Source organism: Duganella hordei (genome assembly GCF_040369125.1).
Lineage (GTDB): Bacteria > Pseudomonadota > Gammaproteobacteria > Burkholderiales > Burkholderiaceae_D > Rugamonas > Rugamonas hordei.
Genome location: NZ_BPWI01000015.1, coordinates 64,465 through 84,727, shown reverse-complemented (window position 1 = coordinate 84,727; position 20,263 = coordinate 64,465). Strand labels below are relative to the sequence as shown.

General features: G+C 65.4%; 20 protein-coding genes. 14 read left to right on the top strand and 6 right to left on the bottom strand.

Annotation, left to right across the window (positions count from 1 at the left end; genetic code table 11):
* Positions 1–107: 107 nt before the first annotated feature.
* Positions 108–1,484: an adenylosuccinate lyase gene (gene purB, locus ABWW33_RS26230; RefSeq protein WP_353404390.1), complete on the bottom strand. Its 1,377-nt coding sequence runs from the start codon at positions 1,482–1,484 to the stop codon at positions 108–110.
* Positions 1,485–1,594: 110 nt separating this feature from the next.
* On the opposite strand from purB, the gene ABWW33_RS26225 reads away from it, so the two are divergent.
* The 6 genes from ABWW33_RS26225 (at position 1,595) to ABWW33_RS26200 (ending at position 9,847) form a co-directional block, all read left to right on the top strand.
* The gene (locus tag ABWW33_RS26225) at positions 1,595–2,203 is read left to right on the top strand and encodes a glutathione S-transferase family protein (protein WP_353404388.1); all 609 of its coding nucleotides are present in this window, start codon (positions 1,595–1,597) and stop codon (positions 2,201–2,203) included.
* A gap of 3 nt (positions 2,204–2,206) precedes the next feature.
* A complete protein-coding gene (locus tag ABWW33_RS26220) occupies positions 2,207–3,253 on the top strand; it encodes a LacI family DNA-binding transcriptional regulator (protein WP_176655750.1) in 1,047 nt (348 codons plus the stop codon).
* Between the two features lie 164 nt (positions 3,254–3,417).
* The gene (locus tag ABWW33_RS26215) at positions 3,418–5,700 is read left to right on the top strand and encodes a TonB-dependent receptor (protein ID WP_176655749.1); all 2,283 of its coding nucleotides are present in this window, start codon (positions 3,418–3,420) and stop codon (positions 5,698–5,700) included.
* Positions 5,690–7,549, top strand: a complete 1,860-nt coding sequence (locus tag ABWW33_RS26210) for an alpha-amylase family protein (RefSeq protein ID WP_353404387.1) — start codon at positions 5,690–5,692, stop codon at positions 7,547–7,549. The genes ABWW33_RS26215 and ABWW33_RS26210 overlap by 11 nt, the downstream gene beginning before the upstream one ends.
* Before the next feature lie 34 nt (positions 7,550–7,583).
* The gene (locus ABWW33_RS26205) at positions 7,584–8,525 is read left to right on the top strand and encodes a PfkB family carbohydrate kinase (protein WP_353404386.1); all 942 of its coding nucleotides are present in this window, start codon (positions 7,584–7,586) and stop codon (positions 8,523–8,525) included.
* A complete protein-coding gene (locus ABWW33_RS26200; protein ID WP_353404384.1) occupies positions 8,522–9,847 on the top strand; it encodes an MFS transporter in 1,326 nt (441 codons plus the stop codon). Before ABWW33_RS26205 ends, ABWW33_RS26200 begins: the two co-directional genes overlap by 4 nt.
* A gap of 3 nt (positions 9,848–9,850) precedes the next feature.
* Here the strand turns inward: ABWW33_RS26200 and bfr are convergent, their stop codons facing one another.
* Positions 9,851–10,324, bottom strand: coding sequence for a bacterioferritin (gene bfr, locus ABWW33_RS26195; RefSeq protein WP_176655745.1), 474 nt, complete (start codon positions 10,322–10,324; stop codon positions 9,851–9,853).
* Positions 10,325–10,497: 173 nt separating this feature from the next.
* On the opposite strand from bfr, the gene ABWW33_RS26190 reads away from it, so the two are divergent.
* Positions 10,498–11,178: a Fe2+-dependent dioxygenase gene (locus ABWW33_RS26190; RefSeq protein WP_176655744.1), complete on the top strand. Its 681-nt coding sequence runs from the start codon at positions 10,498–10,500 to the stop codon at positions 11,176–11,178.
* A 69-nt stretch (positions 11,179–11,247) separates the two neighbouring features.
* Positions 11,248–11,766: a pyridoxamine 5'-phosphate oxidase family protein gene (locus ABWW33_RS26185; RefSeq protein ID WP_353404382.1), complete on the top strand. Its 519-nt coding sequence runs from the start codon at positions 11,248–11,250 to the stop codon at positions 11,764–11,766.
* 9 nt (positions 11,767–11,775) lie between these two features.
* On the opposite strand, the gene ABWW33_RS26180 is transcribed toward ABWW33_RS26185, so the two are convergent.
* A complete protein-coding gene (locus ABWW33_RS26180; protein WP_353404380.1) occupies positions 11,776–12,438 on the bottom strand; it encodes an energy transducer TonB in 663 nt (220 codons plus the stop codon).
* Between the two features lie 67 nt (positions 12,439–12,505).
* Complete coding sequence (locus tag ABWW33_RS26175) at positions 12,506–12,718, bottom strand: (2Fe-2S)-binding protein (protein ID WP_353404379.1); 213 nt, start codon at positions 12,716–12,718, stop codon at positions 12,506–12,508.
* Between the two features lie 227 nt (positions 12,719–12,945).
* On the opposite strand from ABWW33_RS26175, the gene ABWW33_RS26170 reads away from it, so the two are divergent.
* Genes ABWW33_RS26170 through ABWW33_RS26160 form a run of 3 tightly spaced genes read left to right on the top strand, consistent with a single transcriptional unit; the run spans position 12,946 to position 15,395 of the window.
* Entirely contained in the window at positions 12,946–13,212 is a 267-nt protein-coding gene (locus tag ABWW33_RS26170) for a FeoA family protein (RefSeq protein WP_176655740.1), read from the top strand.
* A gap of 3 nt (positions 13,213–13,215) precedes the next feature.
* Positions 13,216–15,117: a ferrous iron transporter B gene (feoB, locus tag ABWW33_RS26165; RefSeq protein WP_176655739.1), complete on the top strand. Its 1,902-nt coding sequence runs from the start codon at positions 13,216–13,218 to the stop codon at positions 15,115–15,117.
* 2 nt (positions 15,118–15,119) lie between these two features.
* Positions 15,120–15,395: a DUF6587 family protein gene (locus ABWW33_RS26160; RefSeq protein ID WP_176655738.1), complete on the top strand. Its 276-nt coding sequence runs from the start codon at positions 15,120–15,122 to the stop codon at positions 15,393–15,395.
* A 13-nt stretch (positions 15,396–15,408) separates the two neighbouring features.
* Here ABWW33_RS26160 and ABWW33_RS26155 read toward each other — a convergent pair whose 3' ends face one another.
* Complete coding sequence (locus ABWW33_RS26155; protein WP_176655737.1) at positions 15,409–17,019, bottom strand: FMN-binding glutamate synthase family protein; 1,611 nt, start codon at positions 17,017–17,019, stop codon at positions 15,409–15,411.
* A 152-nt stretch (positions 17,020–17,171) separates the two neighbouring features.
* On the opposite strand from ABWW33_RS26155, the gene ABWW33_RS26150 reads away from it, so the two are divergent.
* The 3 genes from ABWW33_RS26150 (at position 17,172) to ABWW33_RS26140 (ending at position 19,152) form a co-directional block, all read left to right on the top strand.
* The gene (locus ABWW33_RS26150; RefSeq protein ID WP_353404377.1) at positions 17,172–17,843 is read left to right on the top strand and encodes a glutathione S-transferase; all 672 of its coding nucleotides are present in this window, start codon (positions 17,172–17,174) and stop codon (positions 17,841–17,843) included.
* A gap of 66 nt (positions 17,844–17,909) precedes the next feature.
* On the top strand, positions 17,910–18,686 hold the full coding sequence (locus ABWW33_RS26145) for a 5'-3' exonuclease (RefSeq protein ID WP_176655735.1): 777 nt from the start codon (positions 17,910–17,912) through the stop codon (positions 18,684–18,686).
* 34 nt (positions 18,687–18,720) lie between these two features.
* Positions 18,721–19,152 (top strand): response regulator, encoded by a 432-nt coding sequence (locus tag ABWW33_RS26140; RefSeq protein ID WP_353404376.1) that lies wholly within the window; start codon positions 18,721–18,723, stop codon positions 19,150–19,152.
* On the opposite strand, the gene mnmA is transcribed toward ABWW33_RS26140, so the two are convergent.
* Positions 19,149–20,255: a tRNA 2-thiouridine(34) synthase MnmA gene (mnmA, locus tag ABWW33_RS26135; protein ID WP_176655733.1), complete on the bottom strand. Its 1,107-nt coding sequence runs from the start codon at positions 20,253–20,255 to the stop codon at positions 19,149–19,151. The two genes, ABWW33_RS26140 and mnmA, sit on opposite strands and share 4 nt — an antisense overlap.
* Positions 20,256–20,263: the final 8 nt, after the last annotated feature.

Below are 20,263 nucleotides of genomic sequence, written 5' to 3'. Positions count from 1 at the left end.
TAGGACTAATATACCAAAGAAATGCATTGCGTGCTGGACGGGCGAAAAAAAAGCCCCCGGGGGACTTGCGTCGCGGGGGCTAGTGTAAAGCAGATTGCTTTGCTACATCAGATGGCTTTAGCCAGAGACGCGGCGATGCCGATGTAGTTGGCCGGGGTCATGGCCAGCAGCAGGTCCTTGGCGTCCTGCGGGATGGCCAGGCCGGTGATGAAGTCGCGCAGCGCGTCTTTCGAGATGCCCTTGCCGCGGGTCAGCTCCTTCAGCTGCTCGTACGGGTTCTCGATGCCGTAGCGGCGCATCACGGTCTGCACCGGCTCGGCCAGCACTTCCCAGTTGGCGTCGAGGTCGGCGGCCAGGCGGGCGTGGTTCACTTCCAGCTTGTTCAGGCCGCGCAGGCAGCTGTCGTAGGCCAGCAGGGTGTAGCCCAGGCCGACGCCGATGTTGCGCAGCACGGTCGAATCGGTCAGGTCGCGCTGCATGCGCGAGACCGGCAGTTTTTCGGACAGGTGCTTGAGCACGGCGTTGGCCAGGCCCAGGTTGCCTTCCGAGTTTTCGAAGTCGATCGGGTTGACCTTGTGCGGCATGGTCGACGAACCGATTTCGCCGGCCTTGGTCTTCTGCTTGAAGTAACCCAGCGAGACGTAGCTCCAGATGTCGCGGTTCAGGTCCAGCAGGATGGTGTTGACGCGGGCGAAGGCGTCGAACAGCTCGGCCATGTAGTCGTGCGGTTCGATCTGGATGGTGTACGGGTTGAACACCAGGCCCAGGCGCTGCTCGATGACGTCCTTCGAGAACGACGCCCAGTCGAACGACGGGTAGGCCGACAGGTGGGCGTTGTAGTTGCCCACGGCGCCGTTCATCTTGCCGAGGATCTCGACCTGCTCGATGCGCTGGATGGCGCGCTGCAGGCGGGCCACGACGTTGGCCATTTCCTTGCCCAGGGTGGTCGGGCTGGCGGTCTGGCCGTGGGTGCGCGACAGCATCGGCACGTCGGCGTTGTCGATGGCGATTTCCTTCAGGCGGGCGATGATCTTGGTCAGCGACGGCAGCATGACGCTGTCGCGGGCCGCCTTCAGCATCATGCCGTGCGAGGTGTTGTTGATGTCTTCCGAGGTGCAGGCGAAGTGGATGAACTCCGACGCGGCCACCAGTTCCGGCACATCCTTGACCTGCTCCTTGAGCCAGTATTCCACGGCCTTGACGTCGTGGTTGGTGACGGCTTCGATTTCCTTGATGCGGGCGGCGTCCTGTTCGGTGAACTGGTTGGCGATCTTGTCCAGCAGCGCGGTGCCGGCGGCCGAGAACGGCTTGATTTCAGCGAAGCCGGCCTGCGACAGCGCCTGCAGCCAGGAGATTTCCACTTTGACGCGGTGGTGCATGAAGCCCGATTCGGACAGGATGGGACGCAGCAGATCGGTTTTACCGGCGTAGCGGCCGTCCAGCGGCGACAGCGCCGACAGCGTGGAGTAAGGAGTAGTGGTCATGATGGGGGAGGAAAGGCAGGGTTAAAATTGCGCAAAGCGTGATTTTACCATTGGCCGGCCCCCACCCCGCCGATGTTATACTGTTGTCTGATCTTCCACTCTAAGCCTCTATGAAACTAATCGGTTCCCTCGCCAGTCCCTATGTACGCAAAGTTCGTGTCGTTTTGGCGGAAAAAAAGCTCGACTACGAGTTTGAATTGGAAGATGTGTGGGCCGCGGATACCACCATCGACAAGCTGAACCCGCTGGGCAAGGTGCCCAGCCTGATCATGGAAGACGGCAACGTCATGATCGACTCGCGCGTGATGGTCGAGTACCTCGATACGCTGACCCCCGTGTGCAAGTTGCTGCCGCCCAACGGCCGCGACCGCGCCGACATCAAGTGCTGGGAAGCGCTGGCCGACGGCATGCTGGACGCCGCCGTCAGCGTGCGCCTGGAGCGCATCAAGCGCCCGGTGGAGCAGCAAAGCAAGGAATGGATGGCGCGCCAGATGCGCAAGGTGCACCTGGGCCTGGCGTCGCTGTCGGAAAAGCTGGGCGAGCAGCCTTATTGCGCCGGCAACCACTACACGCTGGCCGACGTGGCGGTCGGCTGCACGCTGGGCTGGCTGTCGTTCCGCTTCCCGGAAATCAGCTGGCGTGACGACTACGCCAATTTGGCGCGGCTGTACGACAAACTGTCCGAGCGCCAGTCGTTCAAAGACACCGTGCCGCAATAAGCCATGCCCAAGACCACGCCGCCCGACGCGGACGGCTCCGCCCAGCAGCGGCGCCTGCAAATGGCCGACATCGCGCGGCTGGCCGGCGTGTCGACGTCGACGGTGTCGCGCGCGCTGGCGGGCAGCAAGCTGGTCAGCGAAGAGACGCGGGTGCGCATCATGGAGCTGGCGCGCTCGCTCAAGTACACCATCAACATCGGCGCGCAAAACCTGCGCATGAAGCAGAACCGCACCGTCGGCGTGGTCATTCCCTACGACTCGGCCACGCGCCAGCACCTGTCCGATCCCTTCTTCCTGTCGATGCTCGGCAGCCTGGCCGACGCGCTCACCGAGCTGGGCTTCGACATGCTGGTGTCGCGCGTCGATGCCGAGGAGCTGGACGCGGCCGCCGCGCCGTTCGACACGGGCCGGGTCATCGGCATCGTGCTGATCGGCCAGTGGCGCCACCACGAACAGCTGAACCAGCTGGCCGCGCGCCACGTGCCCATCGTGGTGTGGGGCGCGCAGCTGCCGCAGCAGCTGTACTGCACCGTCGGCGGCGACAACCTGACCGGCGGCGAACTGGCGGCCGCGCACCTGATCGCGCAGGGCCGCCGGCACATCGCCTTTTTCGGCGACATCAACCTGCCCGAAGTGGGCCAGCGCTACGCGGGCCAGTGCCGCGCGCTGGAACGGGCCGGCATCGCGGTCGATCCGGCGCTGCAGGTGTCGGTGTCCTTCCTGCCGGAGGGCGGCAGGCAGGCGGTGCAGGAGTTGCTGCGCCGCGGCGTGCCGTTCGACGCGGTCTTCGCCGGCAGCGACCTGATGGCCATGACGTCGATCAACACGCTGCGCCAGCACGGGCTGGACGTGCCGGGCCAGGTGGCCGTGGTCGGCTATGACGATATCGAGCTGGCCAGCTACTTCCATCCGCCGCTGACGACCGTGCGGCAGCCTATCCGCGAGGCCGGCCGGGCGCTGGTGGCCCAGCTGCTGGAACTGGTCGACGGCCGCCCGGCGCCTTCGCTGCAACTTCCCACCCAATTGATCGTCCGCGCCAGCTCTGTGTGATTTACGCAACCGATTGCAATGACTGTGCACTATGACAGATAGGTAGCGGGTAAATATTTTTTTGCACCGTTATGCAATCGATTGCATTAAATTGAAATCCGATGAATAATGGCGCATCTGCTCAATAAAAGGGCAGGCCAAAACGACAATATCTGGAGACGACAATGGAACAACGCACCTTCAAACTGGGCGGCATCGCTGCCGCTGTTGCAACGGCTGTCCTGCACATGGGCGGCGCCTCGGCGCAGGAGGCCGCACCGGCCACCGACGGCCTCAACATGGAGCGGGTGGTGGTCACCGGCACCACCGCAGGCTCGTCGAAAATGAAAAGCAGCGTGTCGATCAGTACGCTGGAAGGCGATACCATCAAGAACGGCGCGCCGCTGAGCGCGGCCGAGGTGCTGCGTTCGGTGCCCGGCGTGCGCTCGGAATCGTCGGGCGGCGAGGGCAACGCCAACATCACCGTGCGCGGCGTGCCGATCTCGGCCGGCGGCGCGCGCTACGTGCAGATCCAGGAAGACGGCCTGCCGGTGCTGCAATCGGGCGACTTCAACTTCATCACGCCGGACAGCTACGTCAAGATCGACGGCACGCTGGACCACCTGGAAGTGGTGCGCGGCGGCTCGGCCTCCACGCTGGCGACCAACGCGCCGGGCGGCATCATCAACTTCATCACCAAGACCGGCGAGGAAAAGGGCGGCCATATCGGCATCAGCCACGGCCTGGGCTACGACGAAACCCGTCTCGACTTCGACTACGGCGCGCCGATCTCCGACAAGACGCGCTTCTTCATCGGCGGCAGCTACCGCACCGGCGAAGGCGTGCGCAACACCGGCATGAGCACCGAGAACGGCGGCCAGATCCGCGGCAATATCACGCATGACCTGGACAACGGCTTCATCCGCCTGTCGTTCAAGCACCTGGACGACAAGTCGCCGACCGCGCTGCCGGTGCCGGTGCAGGTGGTGAACCAGCAGATCCAGGAAATCCCGGGCATCGATCCGCGCAAGGTGACCTTCTATTCGCCGTACTGGGTGCGCGATGTCACGCTCGACAAGAGCAACAACAAGGTCTCGACCAACGTCAACGACGGCTTGAAGGTGAAGAGCGACACGGTCGGCCTCGAAGGCTCGTTCGACCTGGGCGAGGGCTGGAACCTGAGCGACAAATTCCGCGTCTCCAGCAACAGCGGCCGCTTCACCGGCGTGTTCGCGGCAAACAACGGCACGGTCGGCAACTACGTGTTCGCGACCGGACCGAACAAGGGCAAGGCCTATGCCGGCCGCGCCTTCTCGGCCGTGGTGTTCAACACCTCGATCGACGACGCCGGCAATACGCTCAACGACACCAAGCTGGCCAAGACCTTCAAGCTGGCCGATGGCAGCAAGCTGACCACCACCGCCGGCCTGTACCTGTCGACGCAGAAGCTGGGCCTGACCTGGAACTTCAACGAATACCTGATGCAGGCCACCGGCGACAAACCGGCGCTGCTGCAGACGGCGAACGCCACGCCGGGCCTGGTCGGTCCGGCCTTCGGCGGCTGCTGCTCGCGCGCGGTCGACATGGAATACAAGCTGACGTCGCCGTACCTGAACCTGGGCTATGAAGCCGGCCCGCTGAACCTGGACGCCAGCGTGCGCCAGGACCGCCAGCGCGCCAGCGGCACCGCCAACATCGCCACCGGCGGCCTGCGCTACGATGCGGCCACCGAGCAGCAGGTCGACTACAAGATCAATCACAATTCGTATTCGGTGGGTGGCAACTATCGGGTGACCAGCAACCTGGCGGCGTTTGCCCGCGTCAGCGACGGCGTGGCCTTCAATGCCGACCGCATCCTGTTCGGCACGCCGCTCGACGGCAGCGCGCCGATCAACATCAACACCGTCAAGCAGGTCGAGGGCGGCGTCAAGTGGCGCAGCGGCGGCATCAGCACCTTCGTCACGCTGTTCCAGGCCAAGACCGACGAGAGCAACTACGAAGCCACCACCCAGCGCAGCACCTCCAACCAGTACGACGCCAAGGGTGTCGAGCTGGAAGGCGCGTACAACATCGGTGGCTTCCGTGTCACCGGCGGCATGACCTACACCGACGCCAAGATCACCGGCACCGCGCCCGGCGACGTGGCGGTGATCGGCAACACGCCGCGTCGCCAGGCCAAGGTGGTGTACCAGATCGCTCCGACCTACGAATTCGACAAGGTCACCGTCGGCGCCAGCTTGATCGGCACCGGCAAGTCGTGGGGCGACGACGCGCACACCATCGTGCTGCCGGCGTATGAGGTGGTGAACGCCTTCGCCAATTACCGCGTGACGGAGAAGGCCACCCTGTCGCTGAGCGTGAACAACCTGTTTAACAAGATCGGCTACACCGAAGTGGAAGGCGACGGCCACGCCGCGCGCTCGATCTCCGGCCGCGCCGCGAAAGTCAGCCTGTCCTATGCCTTCTAATGTAATGCCGGGCCGCCTGCTGGCGGCCCTCCCCGACGATCTGCGACCGCAGGCCGCGCAGCGGCTGGCGGCGGCCGAGCCGGTGTTGCGCCGGCTGCTGGCCGGCCTGTATGGCGGCCACGCCGGTTTCGACGCCTGGCTTGGCGATCTGATGGAGTCCCTGGGCGTGTTGTACGCGGCGCGGCCGGCGGAGCTGCGCGCGCTGGATGTCCAGCGCGCGGCGCAGCCGGAGTGGTTCCTGAGCCAGCGCATGTTGGGCTACTGCGCCTACGTGCAGAACTTCGGCGGCGATTTGCGCGGCGTGGCGTCGCGCATCCCTTACCTGCAGGAGCTGGGCGTCAGCTATCTGCACCTGCTGCCGTTCCTGCGCCCGCGCGCGGGCGAGAACGACGGCGGCTTCGCCGTCTCCAGCTTCGACGATGTCGATCCGGCGCTGGGCAGCAACGCCGACCTGGATGCGCTGACCGCGCAACTGCGCGCGGCCGGCATCAGCCTGTGTTCGGACTTCATCCTGAACCACGTGGCCGACGATCACGCCTGGGCGCAGGCCGCCAAGGCGGGCGACGCCGGCGCGCGCGCGATGTTCCATGTGTTCGCCGACCGCGATATGCCGGACCGCTACGAGCGCACGCTGGGCCAGGTGTTCCCGCAAGTCGCGCCGGGCAATTTCAGTTTTGTCGGCGCGCTGGACGGCTGGGTGTGGACCACTTTCTATCCCTACCAGTGGGACTTGAACTACGCTAACCCGGCGGTGTTTGCCGAGATGGCCGTCGCGCTGCTGCGCCTGGCCAATCGCGGCATCGAGGTATTCCGCCTCGATTCCACCGCCTTCCTGTGGAAGCGCGAAGGCAGCAACAGCATGAACCAGCCGGAAGCGCACCAGCTGCTGCAGGCCCTGCGCGCGATTGTCGATATCGTCGCCCCGGGCGTGCTGCTGAAGGCCGAGGCCATCGTGCCGACGCGCGAGCTGCCGGCCTACCTGGGCAGCGCCACCGCGCCGGAGTGCCACATCGCCTATCACAGCAGCCTGATGGCGGCCGGCTGGGTGGGGCTGGCGGAGCAGGACACCGGCGTGCTGCGCGAGGTGATACGCAACACGCCCGCGCTGCCGGCCGCCGCGACGTGGCTCAGCTACGTGCGCTGCCACGACGACATCGGCTGGAACGTCCTGCGCGCGGAAGCGGCCGCCGACGGCAGCGACAGCGCGGCGCGCCTCGCGCGCGTGGCCCGCTTCTTCAGCGGCGCCGAAGGCAGCTACGCCAGCGGCGCCGCCTTCCAGAGCAGCGATCCGAACGCGGCGCACGGCAGCAACGGCATGGCCGCCTCGCTGACGGGCTTGCAGGGCGCGGCCGACGAGCAAGCACGCGCGCTGGCGCTGCGCCGCATGCTGCTGCTGCACGGCCTGGCCTTGAGCTTCGGCGCGCTGCCGGTGCTGTACATGGGCGACGAGCTGGCGATGGAAAACGATTACAGCTACCTGAATCGCCCGCAGCATGCGATGGACAGCCGCTGGCTGCAGCGGCCATTGTTCGACGAGCAGCGCTGGAAGCATCGCTACGACGCATCCACGGTGCCGGGCGCGATGCACCAGGCGCTGGCCCGGCTGGTGCGCATCCGCCAGCGGCACGAGGAACTGGCGGCCAACGCGCCGCGCGCATTGCTGGACGATGCGCCGGACGGCATGCTGGCGCTGGCGCGCGGCGAACGCTTCCTGACGCTGATGAATTTCTCCGGCCAGCCGCAAAGCTATGCGCTGCAGGGCGATTGGCGGGATTGCGTGGCCAATTGCGCAACGGGCGGCACGCTGGTGCTGGAACCGTATGCGATGTACTGGCTGGAACGCAAATAATATAGAATCGCCCAAGCAGGGCGTGGAGACAAGCATGACCCAACAAACCATCGCCGTATTCGGCGAAGCGCTGGTCGACGATTTCATCACCGAGCAAGTCGTCGGCGGTGCGCCGTTCAACGTCGCGCGCAACCTGGCGGCCTTCGGCGTGGCCACGCTGATGGTCACGCGCATCGGCGCCGACAAGAACGGTGCGCTGGTGCGCAAGGAATTCGAGCGCTTCGGCATGAGCGAGGCGGGCCTGCAGATCGATGCGAAGGAGGCCACCGGCCGCGTCGTGGTCGAGCGCAACGCGGACGGCCACCGCTTCATCATCCTGCCCGACCAGGCCTACGACTACGTGGAAACGGCGCCGGCGCTGGCCGCGTTGGCGCAGGCCGCGCCCGGCGTCATCTACTTCGGCACCATGGCGCAGCGGCACGAGCGTTCGCGCGCAGCGCTGCGGGCCATGCTCGATGCGTCCGGCGCGCAGCGCTATCTGGACCTGAACGTGCGCGAGGGCCAGGTGACGGAGCGCTGCGCCTTCGAGTCGCTGCACCTGGCGGACATCGTCAAGGTCAACGAGGATGAGCTCAAGGATTTGTTCAGCTGGTATACCCACACCAAGCCCGGCACCAAGGCCATCGACGGCGCCGAGATGGTGGAGGCCTGTCAGGCGCTGATGCGCATCTTCTCGCTGCAAGGCCTGATCGTCACGCTGGGCGAGCGCGGCGCGCTGCACTTCGGCGCCGACGGCACGGTCACGTCCAACCAGGATTGCCACGCGCCGGTGCGCATCGTCGATACGGTCGGCGCCGGCGACGCCTTCTCGGCCGTGTTCCTGTACGGGCAATTGCAGGGTTGGCCGCTGGCGCTCACGCTGGCGCGGGCCAACGCCTTTGCCGGCGCCATTTGCGGCATCTCCGGCGCGGTGCCGGCGGATATCGCGTTCTACCTGCCGTGGGCCGCCGCGTGGCGGGCCGGAGCCGTGTCATGAAGCCGCGCCTGTCGTTCTGGCAGATCGTCAACATGAACATCGGCTTCTTCGGCATCCAGTTCAGTTTCGGCCTGCAGCAGAGCAGCATGAGCCCGATCTACAAATACCTGGGCGCGGACGAGGCCAGCCTGCCGTATTTGTGGCTGGCCGGGCCGATGACCGGCCTGCTGGTGCAGCCGCTGATCGGCGCCATGAGCGACCGCACGGTCACGCGCTGGGGGCGGCGCACGCCGTACTTCCTGGTCGGCGCCATCCTCTGCAGCCTGGGCCTGCTGGCGATGCCGTTCAGCCCCACGCTGTGGATGGCAGCCAGCCTGCTGTGGATACTGGACGCGGCCAACAACGTGACGATGGAGCCGTACCGCGCCTTCGTCAGCGACAAGCTCGATGAGCGGCAGCATTCGGTCGGCTTCCTGATGCAGAGCGCTTTCACCGGCCTGGGGCAGACGCTGGCCTACCTGACGCCGTCGCTGCTGGTGTGGCTGGGCATGAACAAGGACGCCGTCAACGGCAGCCATATTCCGCATATCGTCATCGTCGCCTTCCTGATCGGCGCGGTGTTCTCGATCGCCTCCGTGCTGTGGACCTTGAAGACCACGCCCGAACATCCGTTGAGCAGCGCGGAGCTGGCGCAGATCCGCGCGCGTCCGGCCGGCTGGCGCCACACGCTGGGCGATGTCGCCAGCGCGATGCGCGAGATGCCGGCGACCATGAAGCAGCTGGCCTGGGTCAAGCTGTTCCAGTGGTATGCGATGTTCTGCTATTGGCAGTACATCATGCTGTCGCTGTCGACCACCCTGTACGGCACCACCGACCAGGGCTCGCAGGGTTTCCGCGACGCCGGCCTGCTGGCCGGGCAGGTGGGCGCGTTCTACAACTTCGTCGCGTTTATCGGCGCGCTGGCGCTGGTGCCGTTCACGCGCCGCCACGGGCCGAAGGTCACGCACAGCATCTGCCTGGCGCTGGCCGGCATCGGCATGCTGGCGATACCGATGATCCATACGCCGGCGCTGCTGTTCGTGCCGATGGTCGGCATCGGCCTGGCGTGGGCCAGCATCATGGGCAACCCGTATGTCATGCTGGCGGGCTGCATCCCGCCCGAGCGCACCGGCGTCTACATGGGCATCTTTAACATGTTCATCGTGATCCCGATGATCATCCAGATCTTCACGCTGCCGCTGTACTACCGCAGCCTGTTGGGCGGCAATCCAGAGAACGTGATCCGGCTGGCCGGCGGGCTGATGCTGTGCGGCGCGCTGGCCGTGCTGGCGGTGAAAATAAAAAAGCCGCAGGCGAAGCTGCGGCTTGACGAGGCGGCGTAGAGCTTAGTCCTCGTTCATCTGGCTTTGCAGGTAGTTCTGGATGCCGATCTTGCCGACCAGGTCCAGCTGCGTCTCGAGCCAGTCGATGTGCTCTTCAGTGTCTTCCAGTATCGTCAGCAGCAGGTCGCGCGACACGTAGTCGGCGGCCTTCTCGGCGGCCGCGATGCCTTCCTTGACGGTGATCTGCGCGCCTTTTTCCAGCTTCAGGTCGCAGCCGATCATTTCTTCGGTGTTTTCGCCGATCATGATCTTGTGCATGGCTTGCAGGTTGGGCAGGCCGTCCAGCATCAGGATGCGGTCGATCAGTTTGTCGGCGTGCTTCATTTCGCCGATCGATTCCTCGTACTCTTTTTTCGCGATCTTTTCCAGGCCCCAGTGGCGGTACATGCGCGCGTGCAGGAAGTACTGGTTGATGGCGGTGAGTTCGTTGGTCAGCTGAGCATTCAGCAATCGGATTACTTCTGGGTCACCCTTCATGGGAGGCTTTCTAAAATGGTGGTGGAATACTGACATTTTGCCACGAACCACCTTCCGGCACGTAGTCTCGCAGGCAGAAACCGGCCAAACTGTAGCAATATGCCCGGACTGAGATTGTTGGCGCTAATGAAAACAATTAACATTCGCATGCCACTCACCGCCAAGGACGTCCGATGATGCTGCATATCCCCGCCGTGCTGACCAAGCCGCAGGTGCAGGAAATCCGCCAGCGCCTGGCGCAGGCCGACTGGATCGACGGCCGCGCCACCGCCGGCGAACAGAGCGCGCAGGTCAAGCGCAACCGCCAGCTGCCGGACATGTCGCCGCTGGCGCAGGAGCTGGGCGGCTTCATCACGCAGGCGCTGGCCCAGCATCCGATGTTTTTCGCCGCGGTGCTGCCGCTGCGCATCCTGCCGCCGTACTTCAACAGCTATGCCGGCGGCGAGCACTACGGCATGCATGTCGACGGCGCGGTGCGCACCCGCCCCGGCACCGCGAACGCGATGCGGGCCGACGTGTCGTCCACCTTGTTCCTCAGCGAGCCGGAGGAGTACGACGGCGGCGAACTGGTGGTGATGGATGCCTACGGCACGCACGAGGTCAAGCTGGCGGCGGGCGATTTGATCGTCTACCCGGCCAGCAGCGTGCACCGGGTCGAGCCGGTGACGAGGGGCGAGCGCGTCAGCTCGTTCATGTGGACGCAGAGCATGGTGCGCGAGGACGCCAAGCGCGGCATGCTGTTCGAGCTGGACCAGAACATCCAGAAGCTGCGCGCCAGGCACGGCGACTCGGATATCACCGTGGAACTGACCGGCCATTATCACAATCTGCTGCGCATGTGGGCCGATGTGTGAGGAACAGCACGATGTGCTGACGCCGCCGGGGGTAGTATCGGTCCACCATCCCCACCGGAGCGCATCGCCATGGATACAACAGAACATCATCGGGACTTGATCGGCGAGGATGCCGTCAAGAAAATCAAGGACTTCGTCGACAGCACGCCAGGCTGCTTCTTCTGCACCAGCGACGCGCAGGGCGGCCCCGGCGACGCGCGGCCGATGACGGCGCTGCAGGTCGACGAGCAGGGCAACCTGTGGTTCATCAGCGCCAGCGACAGCCTGAAGAACCAGGAGCTGGCGGTCGAGCCGTCGGCCACGCTGTATTTCCAGGGGACGGGCAACGCCGAGTTCATGCACCTGGAAGGCATCGCCACGGTGCTGCGCGATCCGCTCAAGCTGAAGGAGTTGTGGAGCTTTACGATGAAGACGTGGTTTACCGGCGGCGAAGACGATCCGCGCATCACGCTGATCAAGTTCGCGCCGACCTACGGCTATTATTGGGATACCCGCCATGGCAGGGCGGTGGCCAGCGTCAAGATGCTGATCGGCGCCGTCATCGGCAAGACGCTCGACGACTCGGTCGAGGGGCGCCTGGACGTTTGAGAGCCGGGCTTAGCCCAGCTGGAAGTTGATCGGCACCAGCGCGTACACGGGCACCGGCTTGCCGTCCTCATAGCACGGCTTGTACAGCGCGCGCAGCACGGCCTGGCGGCCGGCCTCGTCGAGGTTGGCCGAGCCGGACGATTTCTGGATATCCACTTGCACCGCCTGGCCTTTTTCGCCGATCAGCACGCGCAGCATCACGGTGCCGCTCTCGCCCATGCGGCGCGAGATGCTTGGATACACCGGCTGCGGCGCCCGCACATATTCCACACCTGACACGGTTTTCGGCGCGGCCGGTGCGGCCGCATGGGCCGGCGCGGGCGTTGCCGCCGGCGCGGCTACGGCGACCGGCTCGCTGTTGCGCGGCTGCACCGGCGCGGCGGTGATGGCCGGTTCCGTCTGCACGATGTTCAGCTGGGGCAGCGGCGGCACGTAAGCAGGCGCCTTGTGCACCACCGGCACTGTCTTGGGCGGCGGCGCGGGCGCTTTCAGCGGTTCCGGCGAGGCGACAAAGGTGATGTTGACCACCTGCGGCATCATCGCGTGCGCCGCCTTGTGCAGCATGCCCGACTGGAACAGGTAAAACATGAACGCATGGCCGAGGACGATGGCGGCCAGCGGCGCGAACTTGCGGCCGCGCGTTTGCCATTGCCGCTGCAATTGCGCGGGCAAGCCGACAGCATCTCCGGAGGGCGCTGGCGCCGTCCGGCCATAAACCATGGTGTTCATATAGACAGTCTTAGTTGGTGAAGACGGGACGCTTCAATTGTGTTTCCTGAAGCCCGGCGCCGGCCAGGTGCTCGTTCAGGATTTCCTCGGCGCAGGAGAAGCATTGGCCGCAGCAGGTCGCCACGCCCAGGTCGCGGCACAGTTCTTCCATGCTGGTGATGCCCAGCTCCATGGCTTGACGGATTTCACGATCAGATATGTTGTTGCAGACACATACAATCATTGCTACACCTTCTGGCTAAGCTACATGAGAACAAATAACAGAGCGACATGATTGCTTCTTAGCTACTTAATGCGAATCATTATCATTAAGCGTATACTGCCTCAACTTGAATCCAGATGCAAGCGCAAATAGAAGTAATTCGCATTACCGTTTATAATGCTAGTATCTTATTTCCGGCGAGAACGCGTTTTTGCTGCCCGCCGGCAAGCCTTGAACGGACTTAGCCCATGACGCACGCTGTTCCCCTGATCACTCTCGATGCCCTGAAGGTAGGCGGCAGCGCCACCGTGGTGCATGTCGCCCCCGGCGACGTGCACGAGGACGGCTCCACGCTGGCGCGCCGGCTGATGGAGCTGGGCTTCGTGCCGGGCGAGAAAATCCGCATGCTCAAGCGCGGCATGCCGGGCGGCGAGCCGCTGGCGATCAAGGTCGGCAACTCCACTTTCGCGCTGCGCCGTTTCGAGGCGGCGCTGATCTCGATCCAACCGGAATAAACCATGGGTGCAGTAGAAAAACCAGTGCCGGAAGCGCCGGTCGTCTCCAGGACGCCGATGGTGGCGTTGCTGGGCAATCCGAATTGCGGCAAGACCGCGCTGTTCAACCGCCTGACCGGCGCGCGCCAGAAGGTGGCCAACTACGCCGGCGTGACCATCGAGCGTAAGGAAGGCTCGTTCAACTCGCCGGCCGGCAACGCCTTCCGCGTGCTGGACCTGCCCGGTGCTTATAGTTTGTCGGCCCACACGCCGGACGAGGCGATCACGCGCGACGTGGTGGCCGGGCTGCGCGCGGGCGAGCAATCGCCGGACGTGGTGGTGTGCGTGGTCAACGCGACCAATTTGCGCCTGAACCTGCGCCTGGTGCTGGAGATCAAGCGCCTGGGCCTGCCGATGATACTGGCGCTGAACATGGTCGACGTGGCCAAGAAGCGCGGCATCGAGATCGACGCCGACCGCCTGGCGATGGAGCTGGGCATGCCGGTGGTCGAGACGGTGGCGGTGCAGGCCGGCGGCGAGAAGTCGCTGCTGCGCGCGCTCGACGAGATGTGGCCGCTGCACGTGAGCACGCCGCAGCCGCTGTCGGCGATCGACGCCGTCAGCGTGGAGGAGACGCAGCGCGAAGTGCGCCGCATCCTGGCGCTGGTCAGCAGCGATTTCCACGACACCGGCAACCTGACCGAGAAGATCGACAACGTGGTGCTGCATCCGGCGCTGGGGCCGGTGATCCTGGCGGTGCTGATGTTCCTGGTGTTCCAGGCCGTGTTCAGCTGGGCCAATGTGCCGATGGACATGATCAAGGCCGGCGTCGACGGCGTCGGCGGCCTGATCAAGGGGGCGATGGCCGACGGCCTGCTGCGCAGCCTGCTGGTCGAAGGCATCCTCGGTGGCGCCGGCAGCGTGCTGGTGTTCCTGCCGCAGATCCTGATCTTGTTCTTCTTCATCCTGATCCTCGAGGACTGCGGCTACCTGCCGCGCGCGGCCTTCCTGCTGGACCGGCTGATGGGCGGCGTCGGCCTGTCGGGGCGCGCCTTCATTCCGCTGCTGTCCAGCTTTGCCTGCGCCATTCCCGGCATCATGGCGGCGCGCACGATCCAGAATCCGCGCGACCGGCTGGTGACCATCATGATCGCGCCGCTGATGACCTGCTCGGCGCGGTTGCCGGTGTATGCGCTGATCATCGCGGCCTTCATCCCGGAGCGCGAAGTGGGCGGCTTCATGAGCCTGCAGGGCCTGGTGCTGTTCGCGCTGTACTTCGCCGGCATCGCGTCGGCGATGGCGGTGGCCTACTTCATGAAGCGCACCATGGGCTCGAGCCACCAGCAGCCGCTGATGCTGGAGCTGCCGGACTACCACTGGCCGCATCTGCAGAACCTGGCGCTGGGCCTGTGGGAGCGCTGCAAGATCTTCCTGTCGCGCGTCGGCACCATCATCCTGACCTTGATGGTGCTGCTGTGGTTCCTCAGCTCCTTCCCCGGCGCGCCTGAAGGGGCGACGCATCCGGCCATCTATTACAGCCTGGCGGGCATCCTGGGGCGCGGTCTCGAATACGTGTTCGCGCCTATCGGTTTCAACTGGCAGATCTGCATCGCGCTGGTGCCGGGCCTGGCCGCGCGCGAAGTGGCGGTCGGCGCGCTGGGCACCGTGTATGCGCTGTCGCAGAGCGGCGAGGAACTGGCGCAGTCGCTGACGCCCATCATCGCCAGCTCGTGGGCGCTGCCGACGGCCTTGTCGCTGCTGGCCTGGTATGTGTTCGCGCCGCAGTGCATGTCGACCTTGAGCGTGGTGCGCCGCGAGACCAACAGCATCCGCTATCCGCTGCTGATGGCCGGCTACATGTTCGCGCTGGCCTATACGGCATCGTTCCTGACTTATCGCATTTCACTGTTCTTTATCGGAGGCTGACCATGTGGCAGCAAGTGATTGTGGCTTTGATCGTGGTGGCGGCGCTGGCGCATTTCTGCACCAAGTACCTGCCGGCGGCCTTGCGCAAGCAGATCGTCTACCTGCTGTCCCGGCGCGGCTTCGACCAGAACAAACTGGCTAAACTGTTTAACACGAAATCGAGCTGCGGCGACGGCTGCGCCAGCTGCGGCTCGTGCGAAACCACGCCGTCCGCGTCGTCCGACGCCCCCGCCTCCGCGCCGCTCAAGCGCGTCATCAAGCTGCACGTGCAGCGCTGATTGCCACGCCTTCCTAACAAAGCGGATTGAACGACTCCGCCTGCGCCATCGGCCAGTACAGGCCGAACACCGGCGGCAGGCGCGACAGCTGGCTCGGGTCCAGCAGCTCGCCCGGTTCCAGATACGGCAGCAGGGTCGACGCCAGCTTGACCTGGTTGGTCGAGATGCGCCGCACCAGGTGGTGCGGCTTCAGTTGCGACGGGTGCGTCAGGCCGGCGGCGGCGATCAGCTGCGCCAGCGCCTTCAGGGTGTTCTGGTGGAAGTTGGCCACGCGCCGGGTCTTGTCCGGCACCACCAGCGCGCGCTGGCGCTGCTTGTCCTGGGTGGCGACGCCGGTCGGGCAGTGGTCGGTGTGGCAGCTCTGCGACTGGATGCAGCCCAGCGCGAACATGAAGCCGCGCGCGGAATTGCACCAGTCGGCGCCCAGCGCGAGGATGCGGGCGATGTCGAAGGCGGTGATGATCTTGCCCGAGGCGCCGATCCTGATCTTGTCGCGCAGGTTGGCGCCCACCAGCGTGTTGTGCACCAGCAGCAGGGCTTCCTGCAGCGGCGTGCCGATGTGGTCGGTGAACTCGACCGGCGCCGCGCCGGTGCCGCCCTCGCCGCCGTCGACCACGATGAAGTCCGGCGTGATGCCGCTGGCCAGCATCGCCTTGACGATGCCGAAAAATTCCCATGGATGGCCGATGGCCAGCTTGAACCCGGTCGGCTTGCCGCCGGACAGCGTGCGCAGCTTGTCGATGAAGGCCAGCATTTCCAGCGGCGTGCTGAAGGCCGAATGGCTGGACGGCGAGATGCAGTCCTGGCCCGGCGTGACGCCGCGCGTGGTGGCGATTTCTATCGTCACCTTGGCGCCCGGCAGCACGCCGCCGTGGCCGGGCTTGGCGCCCTGCGACAGCTTCAGTTCGATCATCTTGACCTGCGGCGAGGTGGCGTTGGCGACGAAGTTCGCCTCGGAGAAGCTGCCGTCGGCGTTGCGGCAGCCGAAGTAGCCGGAGCCGATTTCCCACACCAGGTCGCCGCCGTTCTGGCGGTGGTAGGGGCTGATGCTGCCTTCGCCGGTGTCGTGCATGAAGCCGCCGGCCTTGGCGCCGCCGTTCAGCGCCAGGATGGCGTTGGCCGACAGGGCGCCAAAGCTCATCGCCGAGATGTTGAACACGCTGGCCGAATACGGCTGCGCGCGCCGGCAGTCCGGATGGTTGCCGATCTCGATGCGGAAGTCGTGGTGCTGCTCGGGCGCCGGGCTGATCGAATGGTTGATCCATTCGTAGCCGGGCGCGTAGACGTCCATCTGGGTGCCGAACGGGCGCTTGTCGGTGTCCATCTTGGCGCGCTGGTAGACGATGCTGCGCTGGTTGCGCGAGAACGGCTCGGCCACCGTGTCGTCTTCCAGGAAGTACTGGCGGATCTCGGGCCGTATCGATTCGAAGAAGAAGCGGAAGTGCGCCAGGATCGGATAGTTGCGCCGCAGCGCGCGCTTGGTTTGCAGCAGGTCGGTGATGCCGACGACGGTCAGCGCGGCGGCGGTCAGCGGAATCCACCACGGCGCGCCCAGCGCCAGCGAGGCGGCCAGCGTGACGACAGCTGCAACAAAGACGAGGTAACGCGGTGAAAACAGGTTCATGGACGCTCCGGTAGGCCACTGATGGGGGCAGTGTACTGCTGTTTCTCAGGGGAATCCATCAGTCTATGGCGGGGGGGCGCGCAAGATGGACAACAATGCTAAGCTAGCGGGGTTGCGGCGCACGGCCGTTCTTTTTTTTCGGGAAGCTGACCATGATCGTAGTCCACCATCTGAATAATTCGCGCTCGCAGCGGGTGCTGTGGCTGCTGGAGGAATTGGGCCTGGAATACGAGATCGTGCGCTACCAGCGCGACAAGAAGACCATGCTGGCGCCGCCGGAACTGCGCGCGATCCACCCGCTGGGCAAGTCGCCGGTGATCACCGACGGCGACATCGTGGTGGCCGAGTCGGGCGCGATCGTCGAGTACCTGATCGAGACCTACGGCAACGGCCGCCTGGTGCCGCCGGCCGGCACGGCGGAACGGCGCCGCTGGACCTACTTCCTGCACTACGCCGAGGGCTCGGCGATGGCGCCGTTGCTGATGAAGCTGGTCTTCGACCGGGTCGAGACCAGCCCGGCGCCGTTCTTCGTCAAGCCGATCGCGCGCGCCATCGCCCGCAAGGTCAAGACCAGCTACATCCTGCCGCAGATCGCGGCGCACCTGGATTACCTGGAGGCGGAGCTGAACAAGACGCCGTGGTTTGCCGGCGCCGAGTTCACGGCGGCCGACATCCAGATGAGCTTTCCGCTGGAGGCCGCCGCCGCGCGCGCCGGGCTGGACGCGAGCCGGCCGAACCTGAGCGCCTTCCTCAAACGCATCCACAGCCGCCCGGCGTTCCAGCGCGCGCTCGAGCGCGGCGGCCCTTACGAGCTGCTGAAATAGATCAAGCCGGGCCGGTGCGGCGGTGCGGTAGAATGGCGGCTTGAACAAGCCCGGATGATGTTGAACATGGGTAGACTCCTTGCCATCGACGGCCTCAATATTGTGCGCCGCGTCTACGAAGCCAGCCCCGAACCCGACAGCCCGGAAAAGGCCGAGATCGCGCTGCGCCACGCGCTGTCCTCTTTCCGCAAGCTGGTCACCGACCACGAACCGACCCATGTGCTGCCTGCCTTCGACTTCGGCGGCCGCACCTGGCGCCACGAGCTGTACGCCGGCTACCGCGAGGGCCGCGCGCCGATGCCGTCGCCGCTGCGCGAGGCGCTGCCGGCCTTCTACGACAAGCTGCGCGAGTTCGGCCTGCACGTGGTGTCGCTGCCGGAGGTGGAGGCCGACGACGTCATCGGCACGGTGGTGCTGCGCTGGCTGGCCGACGGCCGCGGCGAGGCCACCATCGCCAGCACCGACAAGGACCTGCACGGCCTGATCGCGCAGGGCGCCCGCGTGTGGGACCATTTCAAGAGCGAATGGCACGACCACGCCTGGGTCGAGCGGAAGTGGGGCGTGCCGCCCGAGCAGCTGCCGGACCTGCTGGCGCTGATGGGCGACGCCACCGATTCCATCCCCGGCGTGTCCAAGGTCGGCGTCAAGAAGGCGGCCCGACTGTTGCGTACATACGGCACTCTGGACGCGATCATGGCCGGCGCCGGGATTCTGAAGGACACGCTGGGCGAAACACTACGAAAAGAACGCGAAATGCTGTATCTTTCTCGACAATTGGTGCAATTAAAAACGGACGTGCGGGTCGGGGTGACCTGGAATATGCTGGCCTGGGAGACTTTCTAGGCGCGCACGCGGCCACTAGAACAAGGTTTGCAAGATGTTAAAAGCGGTCATTATCGACACCAGCGCCGTCGCACGCGGGCTGCTCAACACGGTGCTGCTGGACGGCGGCTACGACGTGGTGGGCCAGACCCACACCTGCGCCAGCGGCCTGGCGCTGCTGATCAAGCATCATCCGCACATCGTCTGCATCGCCCGCGAGCAGATCGAAAACGGCGAGGACGTGGTGCGCGAAATCAAGACCAACTGGCCGAAGACCCTGATCTTCATGGTCTCGAGCGAATTCGACGCGGCCACCGTGCAGGCCGCGCACGCGATGGGCGTGAACGGCTTCATCGTCAAGCCGTTCAAGGCCGACACCGTGCTCAATACGATACGCAACACGGTGATCGCGATGGTCAAGCGCCAGCGCGCGGCGCTGGCGAAGGCCGCCGATGCGCCGCAGGCGGACGACGGCGCGCCGGCTTAGCCGACGAAGGTCGAGCTGTCGATGATGCCGCCGCCGAGGCAGACGTCGCCGTCGTACAGCACGGCCGATTGGCCCGGCGTCACCGCCCACTGGGCATCCATGAACTTCAACGCGAAATCGGTATCGCCTTCCGGGGCGAGCTCGCACGCCACGTCGGCCTGGCGGTAGCGGGTCTTGGCCGACATCGCGCGCGCCGACGGCGCCTCGCCGGCGATCCAGCTGGCCTGGTCGGCGCGCAGCCGCGACGACAGCAGCCACGGATGCTCGTGGCCCTGGACGATGTACAGCGTGTTCTCGGCCACATCCTTGCGCGCCACGTACCAGGCGTCGCTGCTGCCGTCCGGATTCTTGTAGGCCTTCATGCCGCCGACGCCGATGCCCTTGCGCTGGCCCAGCGTGTAGAAGCTCAGGCCGACGTGCTCGCCGACCACCTTGCCGTCCGGCGTCTTCATCGGGCCCGGCTTGTACGACAGGTAGCGGTTCAAAAATTCGCGGAACGGCCGCTCGCCGATGAAGCAGATGCCGGTCGAATCCTTCTTGGCCGCGTTCGGCAGCGCCAGCTTCTCGGCGATCTTGCGCACCTCGGTCTTGGGGATCTCGCCCAGCGGGAACAGCGTCTTCGACAGCTGGGCCTGGTTCAGCCGGTGCAGGAAATAGCTCTGGTCCTTGGTGTGGTCGACCGCCTTCAGCAGCTCGTGGCGCTCGCCGTTCCGGCGCACACGCGCGTAGTGGCCGGTGGCGATCAGGTCGGCGCCCAGGTGCATGGCGTGGTCGAGGAAGGCCTTGAACTTGATCTCGGCGTTGCACAGCACGTCCGGGTTGGGCGTGCGGCCGGCCTGGTATTCGCGCAGGAAGTCGGCGAACACGCGGTCCTTGTATTCGGAGGCGAAGTTGACGGCCTCGATGTCGACGCCGATGACGTCGGCCACGCTGGCCGCGTCGATCCAGTCCTGGCGCGTCGAGCAGTATTCGGAATCGTCGTCGTCTTCCCAGTTCTTCATGAACAGGCCGACCACGTCGTAGCCCTGTTCCTTGAGCATCCACGCCGCGACCGAGGAATCGACTCCGCCCGACATACCGATGACGACTTTTTTCTTGCTCATCTTGCTAA

Bases quoted from the DNA above. Each gene is read 5' to 3' on its own strand.
- ABWW33_RS26225 (WP_353404388.1), top strand. From the start codon at position 1,595: ATGAAACTAATCGGTTCCCTCGCCAGTCCCTATGTACGCAAAGTTCGT.
- ABWW33_RS26200 (WP_353404384.1), top strand. From the start codon at position 8,522: ATGAAGCCGCGCCTGTCGTTCTGGCAGATCGTCAACATGAACATCGGC.
- ABWW33_RS26145 (WP_176655735.1), top strand. From the start codon at position 17,910: ATGGGTAGACTCCTTGCCATCGACGGCCTCAATATTGTGCGCCGCGTC.
- ABWW33_RS26160 (WP_176655738.1), top strand. From the start codon at position 15,120: ATGTGGCAGCAAGTGATTGTGGCTTTGATCGTGGTGGCGGCGCTGGCG.
- bfr (WP_176655745.1), bottom strand. From the start codon at position 10,324: ATGAAGGGTGACCCAGAAGTAATCCGATTGCTGAATGCTCAGCTGACC.
- ABWW33_RS26155 (WP_176655737.1), bottom strand. From the start codon at position 17,019: ATGAACCTGTTTTCACCGCGTTACCTCGTCTTTGTTGCAGCTGTCGTC.
- ABWW33_RS26140 (WP_353404376.1), top strand. From the start codon at position 18,721: ATGTTAAAAGCGGTCATTATCGACACCAGCGCCGTCGCACGCGGGCTG.
- purB (WP_353404390.1), bottom strand. From the start codon at position 1,484: ATGACCACTACTCCTTACTCCACGCTGTCGGCGCTGTCGCCGCTGGAC.
- mnmA (WP_176655733.1), bottom strand. From the start codon at position 20,255: ATGAGCAAGAAAAAAGTCGTCATCGGTATGTCGGGCGGAGTCGATTCC.
- ABWW33_RS26205 (WP_353404386.1), top strand. From the start codon at position 7,584: ATGACCCAACAAACCATCGCCGTATTCGGCGAAGCGCTGGTCGACGAT.
- ABWW33_RS26185 (WP_353404382.1), top strand. From the start codon at position 11,248: ATGGATACAACAGAACATCATCGGGACTTGATCGGCGAGGATGCCGTC.
- ABWW33_RS26210 (WP_353404387.1), top strand. From the start codon at position 5,690: ATGCCTTCTAATGTAATGCCGGGCCGCCTGCTGGCGGCCCTCCCCGAC.
- ABWW33_RS26150 (WP_353404377.1), top strand. From the start codon at position 17,172: ATGATCGTAGTCCACCATCTGAATAATTCGCGCTCGCAGCGGGTGCTG.
- ABWW33_RS26175 (WP_353404379.1), bottom strand. From the start codon at position 12,718: ATGATTGTATGTGTCTGCAACAACATATCTGATCGTGAAATCCGTCAA.
- ABWW33_RS26215 (WP_176655749.1), top strand. From the start codon at position 3,418: ATGGAACAACGCACCTTCAAACTGGGCGGCATCGCTGCCGCTGTTGCA.
- ABWW33_RS26190 (WP_176655744.1), top strand. From the start codon at position 10,498: ATGATGCTGCATATCCCCGCCGTGCTGACCAAGCCGCAGGTGCAGGAA.
- ABWW33_RS26170 (WP_176655740.1), top strand. From the start codon at position 12,946: ATGACGCACGCTGTTCCCCTGATCACTCTCGATGCCCTGAAGGTAGGC.
- ABWW33_RS26220 (WP_176655750.1), top strand. From the start codon at position 2,207: ATGCCCAAGACCACGCCGCCCGACGCGGACGGCTCCGCCCAGCAGCGG.
- feoB (WP_176655739.1), top strand. From the start codon at position 13,216: ATGGGTGCAGTAGAAAAACCAGTGCCGGAAGCGCCGGTCGTCTCCAGG.